Source organism: Herminiimonas sp. (genome assembly GCF_030645555.1).
GTDB lineage: Bacteria > Pseudomonadota > Gammaproteobacteria > Burkholderiales > Burkholderiaceae_D > Oxalicibacterium.
Window position 1 is genome coordinate 1 of the sequence record NZ_JAUSME010000104.1, and the last position, 7,823, is coordinate 7,823.

9 protein-coding genes are annotated in these 7,823 nt (G+C 52.9%); 3 read left to right on the forward strand and 6 right to left on the reverse strand.

What is annotated here, in order from left to right; genetic code table 11:
• Positions 1–388 precede the first annotated feature (388 nt).
• Together Q7T06_RS04245 and Q7T06_RS04250 are read right to left on the reverse strand one after the other, a co-directional pair.
• Positions 389–2,413: an AsmA family protein gene (locus tag Q7T06_RS04245; RefSeq protein ID WP_304780730.1), complete on the reverse strand. Its 2,025-nt coding sequence runs from the start codon at positions 2,411–2,413 to the stop codon at positions 389–391.
• Positions 2,414–2,558: 145 nt separating this feature from the next.
• Positions 2,559–3,527, reverse strand: coding sequence for a LysR family transcriptional regulator (locus Q7T06_RS04250; protein WP_304780735.1), 969 nt, complete (start codon positions 3,525–3,527; stop codon positions 2,559–2,561).
• A 152-nt stretch (positions 3,528–3,679) separates the two neighbouring features.
• Here Q7T06_RS04250 and Q7T06_RS04255 point away from each other — a divergent pair, with 152 nt between their 5' ends.
• The 3 genes from Q7T06_RS04255 (at position 3,680) to Q7T06_RS04265 (ending at position 5,007) form a co-directional block, all read left to right on the forward strand.
• On the forward strand, positions 3,680–4,312 hold the full coding sequence (locus tag Q7T06_RS04255) for a hypothetical protein (protein ID WP_304780738.1): 633 nt from the start codon (positions 3,680–3,682) through the stop codon (positions 4,310–4,312).
• Positions 4,313–4,534: 222 nt separating this feature from the next.
• A complete protein-coding gene (locus Q7T06_RS04260) occupies positions 4,535–4,807 on the forward strand; it encodes a hypothetical protein (RefSeq protein ID WP_304780740.1) in 273 nt (90 codons plus the stop codon).
• 17 nt (positions 4,808–4,824) lie between these two features.
• Positions 4,825–5,007 carry a hypothetical protein gene (locus Q7T06_RS04265; RefSeq protein WP_304780754.1) on the forward strand — a complete coding sequence of 61 codons (183 nt, stop codon included), beginning with the start codon at positions 4,825–4,827 and terminating at the stop codon, positions 5,005–5,007.
• An 85-nt stretch (positions 5,008–5,092) separates the two neighbouring features.
• Here Q7T06_RS04265 and Q7T06_RS04270 read toward each other — a convergent pair whose 3' ends face one another.
• The 4 genes from Q7T06_RS04270 to Q7T06_RS04285 form a co-directional block, all read right to left on the reverse strand.
• The gene (locus Q7T06_RS04270; protein ID WP_304780743.1) at positions 5,093–5,905 is read right to left on the reverse strand and encodes a substrate-binding domain-containing protein; all 813 of its coding nucleotides are present in this window, start codon (positions 5,903–5,905) and stop codon (positions 5,093–5,095) included.
• Between the two features lie 114 nt (positions 5,906–6,019).
• The gene (locus tag Q7T06_RS04275; RefSeq protein WP_304780746.1) at positions 6,020–6,247 is read right to left on the reverse strand and encodes a formate dehydrogenase subunit delta; all 228 of its coding nucleotides are present in this window, start codon (positions 6,245–6,247) and stop codon (positions 6,020–6,022) included.
• 24 nt (positions 6,248–6,271) lie between these two features.
• Positions 6,272–7,102, reverse strand: coding sequence for a formate dehydrogenase accessory sulfurtransferase FdhD (gene fdhD, locus Q7T06_RS04280; RefSeq protein ID WP_304780749.1), 831 nt, complete (start codon positions 7,100–7,102; stop codon positions 6,272–6,274).
• Positions 7,103–7,125: 23 nt separating this feature from the next.
• Positions 7,126–7,823 (reverse strand): molybdopterin oxidoreductase family protein (locus Q7T06_RS04285; RefSeq protein ID WP_304780751.1); only part of this gene is annotated, 698 nt, incomplete at its 5' end.

The following is a 7,823-nucleotide window of genomic DNA, read 5'->3' on the forward strand; positions in this document are numbered from 1 at the left end:
CTGATCAATATTCAAGCTGAAGTTTGTGCCTGGATCTTTGCACATTTTGCGACGACAAGGAGGCAACCGGTTTTAAGGTAATTGTTTATATATATGTTTAGTAGTAATAGTTAACACCAGTGCTTTTCTGTGGATAAGCGACTAAAACAAAAGGAAATCAAGTACTTGGGAAGAGGATAAAGCCTGCATAAAGGCGGTATTGTAGAAGAACAGATTCTGCATAAAAAACCTAGGCGACGGCGTGCGCACTTTATGCACAAGCTATCCCCATTTTGTACACAGGCTTATCCACAGCTTTTTAGACGATTAACGAGCACCCTGCAGGAAAAAAAAGCCTGCTGACGCAGGCTTCGTTTCATGACTTGGTCTATCTGATCAGGAAATCTTTTTACTTCGTTTTCTTACTGCCAACCTTCTTGTAGGTTTTACCTGGCGGTGGTGCAACAGGCTTTTCCTGCGCTTCTTTCAACAAGGCTACGCATTTATTCTCTTCTTCCGTGCCTACATTAACCAGCGGAAGCAATGCCGATATCGGGGCCACTGCGCCCAGGATAATTGCCCCGCCTGCTTTCAAGGCCATGACGCCTTTGTCTACATTGACTTTCGGGGTCTTGAAATCCCCCGTTACATACAAGGGCGCGCGCAATGAAACGATACGCAAACCCTTGCTCTTTGGATTGATCGTCAAGTCCAGTTTTTCCTTTGCCAGATCAATGTTTCCACTGATGTAAAGAACGGCATCTTCGGTATCGACGATCAGCGTGCGGGTCTGGATCAAACCATTGGTGACAGATAAATCGGTTGCCATGCAATTGAGTTTTACCTGCTTGTCGCCAAAAACCTGCGAAAGAATGACATTACCGAGATTCAAGCCGATTTGTTCCAGCAGCAGCTTGCTGATAGTCCCTTCATTGATCAATGCCTTGATCTCGCCATTCGATGTCGCCAGCATGCTGGCGATCGAATTGCCTGTTGCCGACAGCGAAGTGTCACCATTGACTTCACCGAAACTGGCCTGCATAGGCTGGAAGCCTGGGAACAATTGTTTGAGCTTCAGATGGCGTGCGGAAATCTTTGCTTCTGCCTTGATGATATTGTCGCGGCCATCCAGTTTGATATTCGCAATCATGTTGCCGCCAGCGACGCCGAAATTGAGCGGGGTAAGCGTCACGATACGGTCTTGCAGATGCAGATGGGTATCCAGGTTTTCGATAGGCAGGGATGCATCGCGTACTATCTTGCGGCCGGTAATCTTCACATCTGCATCTATGCTGCCCCAGCGCTCGGTCGTGAATTTTTCAACCGGTAATATTTTGTCGGCAGGCTGGCTAGGCGCAACACCGCGCTCTTTTTTGCTTTCATTCGAATCCGCACCGATAATCGGACCCAGGTCACTTAGGCGCAGCAGATTCGAAACGACCGCGCCGGATAACATCGGGCGCGGTTTTTTTGCCTCGTAAGTCAAGCTGCCGGCTATGTCGCTCTCTCCGACCTTGCCGCTGAATTTATCGTAAGTCCATTTGCCACCGCTATCGCTGGTCGTCCCGCTCAAGTGGCCTTCAGTCGAAAATTCAGGCGTCTTGGGCAGTGTGATGCCGGTAATCGGATACAGATCCGCCATGCTGGCGCCGGACAGATGCAGGCGCATGTCGATCGCAGCCAGATCCTGTGGTTTGGTCACCGTTCCATTGACGCGTATCGATGTTTTCCCGACATTCAGCTTTGCTTCCAGCGGAAAAGGTTTATCGACATTTTTCAATGCCAGCAGCGCTCCCGCCCGGCCGTCGCCGCTGATGCGCGCGCCATTGAATGATCCGGACAACTTCCAGCTGACGACATAATCGTTTGCTGCAGTGGGCTCGAGCGAATCGATCTTCGCTTTCGCGTCGATATGCTTGATTTCATCTTTCAATGCCACTTCGCCCTTGTAAAAAAGCAGGCGTTGCAAATCCAGCGTCCAGCCTGACGGTTCATTTTGCTTGAAGGTCCAGTTATTCTGGCCATCGCGCATGCGCTCCAGTTTGACCACCGGATCATCCAGTTGCAGGGTCGGGATCACGATCGTTTTGGCCAGCAAGGGTAGCGGATTGACGGAAAAAGTGATGTGTCCGACGGTCGCCATAGTGGCATCGGTTTTCAACCAGGCCGGATTGCCGAGCGACACATCGTAGGCACTCAGGCGCGGGGACGGGAGCCAGTCATGCCAGGTCTCGCCTGCCAGGCGCGTACGCTGCCAGGTGAGTGCCAGATCGCCATTGATGGCGAAGTTGCGCCCGGTAGCCTCGCTGACGCGGGCGTTGATCCATGGCCTTGCGTGATTCCAGTCAAACGTCAGTATGAAGATTACGCAGGCAAGCATGGTCGCAAGCAATCCGGTTGCGCCCCCCAGCATTATTTTTTTTGTACGCGACATAAGAACCAAATCTGTAGGAATAGAAAATGAGACTGTTTAGCAACTTGCAAGTTCAATAAGATGCTCCTGTAGAGGGAGGTCCTGTGTTTTGCAAGGGGCAATAAAAAACCCGCATCTAGCGGGTTTCAGAATGAAAATCCGGGTATTAGCTTGTGCGGCTACGCTTGGTGATGTGGCCTATGCCGTCGTAAGTACTGGAGCTTAATTTCTCACGCAACCATTTATGCGCCGGATTGCGCGCATCCCTTTCGTGCCACAACATGTCGACGTGTACATCGGGCAAGTCGAACGGCAAGTCCTTGATCGTCAGCTCATCTGCCATGCCTGTCGATGCGATCAAGTGGCGCGGCAATACGGTGATCAGATTTGAACTGGCGACCACGCGCCCGGCAGTAAAAAACTGGTTCACTGTCAGCATGATGCGCCGTTCGCGCCCCAGTTCGGCCAGCGCATCATCCATCAAACCCTTTGCGCGACCGGAAAAACTGACCAGTAAATGTAGCGCTGCACAATAATTATCCAGCGTTAATTCGCCCTTTGCCAGCGGATGGTTTTTCCGCATTACACAGACATATTCACCGGTGTACAAACGGTCATGCCGGATTTGAGAAACGGCAGTATTTTGCCCGCTGGCGAGCTGTGCTGCGACGCCGGGGAAAAAGCCTATCGCCAAATCTATATCGCCGCGCAGCAGCATAGGACGCGGCTCCCGCGTCGTCAGCGGCACCATGCGCACATTCAGGCCCGGCGCTTCGGTTTCAATTGCCGAGACTAAAAAGGGTAGCCACATCGATGCGGTTGCGTCCGCCATCGCCATCCGAAAGGTCGTACTTGCACGCGACAGATCAAAGGTGTCCGGGGTAACGGCGGCTTCCAGGTCGGTTAACGCGCGCCGCACTACCGGCCACAACTCTGTCGCGCGCGACGTCGGCTTGACGCCGTGGGCAGTGCGTATCACCAGCTCATCACCCAGCGCATCGCGCAAGCGACGCAACGCGTTGGAAACGGCAGGTTGCGTCATGGCCAGCAGATTCGCTGCGCGCGTCAGATTTTGCTCGGTCATGACCGCATCAAATACGCGGAGCAAATTCAAGTCCAGGGTCAGAAAACTCATATTGTTATGGGCGAGATAGGGAAGAAAAATGGCTAACAGTCATATTCACATAAAGTATAACTGTTATCTTAAATTGAAATTAGATTTATATCTTAATGCTACCTATACTGCGATGCAACAACAGAATTTAAATATAGGAAAAGGAAATCATCATGTCCACATTATCGAATCACTCAATATCGAATCAAGCCCTTGTTGCAGTACCAGTGACACTGGCAGCCATAGGCTTGATCTACGCTCCGGCACGTCCACTGATCGGCCTGGCCATCATTGCTGCACTGGTCATGTTATTCAAACCACTGGCGATTGCCGTCTTGCGTACTGCCTTGCTGGCGCTTACCCCTAGCCAATCCGTTGCCGTTGCGAAAACTCGCAAGGTTCGTGCCGCCAGCCCGGTACAGGCAGCATACGCCTTGAACAGCAAGGCTAACCAGATTGCACAGAGCCAACCAGAACTGGCTGCACAATTGCGCTTGCGTGCTGCTTACGCACCCGCACAAACTGCTGCCCAGCCTGCAGTTGCAAAAGAGAGCCCTGTGCATACCAAATTTGCGTTGAACAGCAAAGCTAACCAGATAGCACAGACTCAACCGCAACTGGCTGCACAACTGCGTTTGCGTGCTGCTTATGCACCGGCACAAACCGTTGCAAAACGTGCCGCTGCAAAACAAGGTACTGCGCACACGAAATGTGCGTTGAACAGCAAGGCTAACCAGATTGCACAAACAAAACCACAACTCGCTGCACAGTTGCGCTCAGAAGCAGCGTATTGCCTGACTCACTAACCAGCAGGATCTTCCGCCAAGCGGCAGATCAGCACTTACCCGGATGAATACCATGCGACCCTTAGTACGCAACCTTTATGCCAGCTATATCGCATACTTGTTGCGGTGGTCGCCGGGTTTGCAAGAGCTGTTTGTTGTGATGCTGCTTAACGGTAGCGGCGGCTTGACCGGGATGATAGTGACAAAAGTGCTGCGACCTGGAATGAGCCGGATACTCAAACGTTGTACTGCTACACAAGCAATCGTGCCGCAACAGTGACAGTACTGTCGACGATGGCGATCCGCTCTCTTGCCGCCATGCTTCAAGCCCCACATGACTTAGTCTTGCGGGGCTTTTTCATTTTCCGTCCGGCGCTGCATCGCTTTGTTGCTGGATACGGCTATTTTTCCATCAGTAATGTTAAAGACCTTGATTTGGTGCAAAATGCAGTAACGCGATTGTTTTCGATTGCCTCGCCAGCGTATCCCGGGCGATGTAGCGATGTTGATACTTAACTACGGAGTCAAGCAACTTGGGCCGTCTCATTAAAAACAACTACACCAATATCGCCTTGTTGAAAGACTTGATGACAACGCCGCCTATGACTGCGAAACAACATGCGGAGATCATGCGCAAGCGCATCGCACATCGCAGGATGCTGGAAGAAGCGAAAGAATTGAAAACGGCGAGTGAAGATGTCTTCGAAGGCCAGTAAATAAAAAGCGCGGAATTCCGCGCTTTTTGCATGGGCTTGCAAGCAAGCCTGTCAGCTTTCCACGCCTGGGCGCAGAAAGCAGTATTTATTTAGCCGATGGGAAGAACAACTGTTCACCTTCAATTTTGAATGAAGCGATGCGCTTCTGGCCTTCAGCTGAAGTCAGGTAATCGATGAGTTGCTTGGCGCCCTTGTAATTGATGTTAGGGTACTTGGCAGGGTTGACTGCAATCACGCCGTAGGGATTGAACATCTTCTTGTCGCCCTGCACCGCCACGATCAAGCCGGTCTTCGCACGATAAGCGCCATAAGTGGCGCGATCGCTCAAGGTATAAGCCTGCAATTCTGCTGCCATCGTCAGCACTTCACCCATACCCAGGCCGGCCGCTACATAAGCGCTGCCCTGAGGCTGTACGCCTACATCCTTCCAGTATTTCTTTTCCATCACGTCGGTGCCGGAATTGTCGCCGCGCGAAATAAACTTGGCTTTGCTATCGACGATTTTTTTCATGGCTGCCAGTACATCCGTGCTGCCCTTGATGCCGGCAGGATCGCTGCTGGGCCCGACGATGACGAAATCGTTGTACATCACGTCGCGACGATCAACGCCATGGCCTTCGGCGACGAACTTGTCTTCCAGCGTACGCGCATGCACCAGCGTGACATCGACGTCACCATTTTTAGCCAGCTCCAGCGCCTTGCCGGTACCGACAGAGATCACGTGCACCCTGGAATTGGTTTTGGCTTCGAAATCAGGCAAAAGATATGGCAGCAAGCCCGAGCTTTCGGTGCTGGTGGTGGTCGACAGCTTGATGATTTGCTGGGAAAAAGCAAATGGCGTGACCAGTGCAGATGCCAGCACAAGCGAGGCAAAACGAAATAATGAACGACGGGACATGTTTCCTCCTGAAAGAACGAACGAATATGGCTGCATAAAAAACGAAACCTGAGCAATGAAGTTTGCGCAGCCATGGTAATTGGCAGGGCTTGTTGCGACAAGCCCGAGCCGAATTTAAATCATTTTATGCGTGCGCACCGCTTCCAGCACGATGGCTTTCAAGCCGGCGCCGTCATGCTGCTCCACATGCTCCATCAAGGCGCGGCGCATGCGCGGATCCCAGGAGCGTTTCAAATGACCGGCAATTTCATCTAGCGACTGGTTGCGGTCTCGCATGGTTTCAAAAAAATCACCAATCTGATTTGCCATCGTGACTAGGGTATCGACCGTACTGCTGCTCATTTCAGCTTCCTTTATCTGGTTTTTCTACTTTGATTTTTCGCGTATCAGGCGATGCGATTGTGCATAAACGACATGGCTGTGGTTACGGACAAAACCGACCAGCGTCACATTGGTTTCTTCCGCCAGCTGAATAGCCAGACTGGTAGGTGCCGAAATAGCCGCGAGAAATCCTATCCCCATCGTGGCAGCCTTTTGCACCATTTCATAACTGGCGCGGCTGGTAATCAAGGCTGCCCCGGCTGAAAAATCGCAGTTCTCGCGCGCCATCACGCCTATCAATTTATCCAGCGCATTGTGGCGGCCTACATCTTCGCGCACCAGTTCCACCCTGCCATCAAGCTTCATCCATGCCGCAGCATGCGTGGCGCCAGTGTGGCGCTGCAAATGCTGCTGCTTGAACATCGCCTGCATGCCCGCATGGATCTGCGCAGCAGAAAACATCGCATTGCCGGTCGTTGCCTGCGGATGGCGTATCGCCTGCTGCAGGGTTTCCGCGCCGCATAGACCGCAGCCGGTACGGCCGGTCAGATTGCGCCGCTTATCCTTCAGCGCGACGAAGCGTGCGCTGGCGATTTGCATCTGCACCTGTATGCCTTCGCAGCCGGGTACCACTTCGCACTCATACATTTCCGAGCGATCTTTCAGTATGCCTTCGCTCAGGGAAAATCCCAGCGCGAAGTCTTCCAGATCGTAAGGAGACGCCAGCATCACTGCATGCGAAATGCCGTTGTACTCGAGCGCAACCGGCACTTCTTCCGCCACGTCGTCTTCGCACAGCATGTGCTGATCCGCATCCCATTTTTCAACCGGGACACGAATCAGCGCATTGCGCTCGTGGTCTGTGATGGCGTTCATCAACGAAGCTCGATCTCGCCTGCTTACTTCGCCGCCGTCGTCACTTCACGCGGAATCAGCCTGCTACTGGCGAAGCTTTCCTGTTCAGTGTTGAAGCGATTGTAAGTACGCTGCCATTCGGACGGTTGCGTTACCGGCATCACCTGGACTGCCGTGACCTTGTATTCAGGGCAGTTGGTGGCCCAGTCAGACGAGCTGGTGGTAATCACGTTGGCGCCCGATTCCGGGAAATGGAAGGTGGTGAACACGACGCCCGGCTGGATGCGCTCGGTAATCTCGGCGCGCAACACGGTCTGGCCGGCCCGTGATTCTATGCCTACCCAATCGTCCTGCTTGATGCCGCGCTCTTCCGCATCGTGTGGATGGATTTCCAGGCGATCTTCGCTATGCCACATATTGTTGGCGGTACGGCGGGTTTGCGCGCCCACGTTGTACTGCGACAGGATGCGGCCGGTGGTCAGGATCAACGGGAACTTGGCGTTGACTTTTTCGCCGCTGCCGAAATACTTGGTGTTGATGAAGCGACCCTTGCCGCGCACGAATTCATCGATGTGCATGGTAGGCGTGCCTTCAGGCGAGGCTTCGTTGCATGGCCACTGTATGCTGCCGCCGAGTTCGTCGATGCGCTTGAAGCTGACGCCGGTAAAGGTCGGTGTCAACGATGCGATCTCATCCATGATTTCGCGTGGATGCTTGTAGTTCATCGGGTAGCCGAGCGCAT

Bases quoted from the DNA above. Each gene is read 5' to 3' on its own strand.
- fdhD (WP_304780749.1), bottom strand. From the start codon at position 7,102: ATGAACGCCATCACAGACCACGAGCGCAATGCGCTGATTCGTGTCCCG.
- Q7T06_RS04255 (WP_304780738.1), top strand. From the start codon at position 3,680: ATGTCCACATTATCGAATCACTCAATATCGAATCAAGCCCTTGTTGCA.
- Q7T06_RS04275 (WP_304780746.1), bottom strand. From the start codon at position 6,247: ATGAGCAGCAGTACGGTCGATACCCTAGTCACGATGGCAAATCAGATT.
- Q7T06_RS04250 (WP_304780735.1), bottom strand. From the start codon at position 3,527: ATGAGTTTTCTGACCCTGGACTTGAATTTGCTCCGCGTATTTGATGCG.
- Q7T06_RS04270 (WP_304780743.1), bottom strand. From the start codon at position 5,905: ATGTCCCGTCGTTCATTATTTCGTTTTGCCTCGCTTGTGCTGGCATCT.
- Q7T06_RS04245 (WP_304780730.1), bottom strand. From the start codon at position 2,413: ATGTCGCGTACAAAAAAAATAATGCTGGGGGGCGCAACCGGATTGCTT.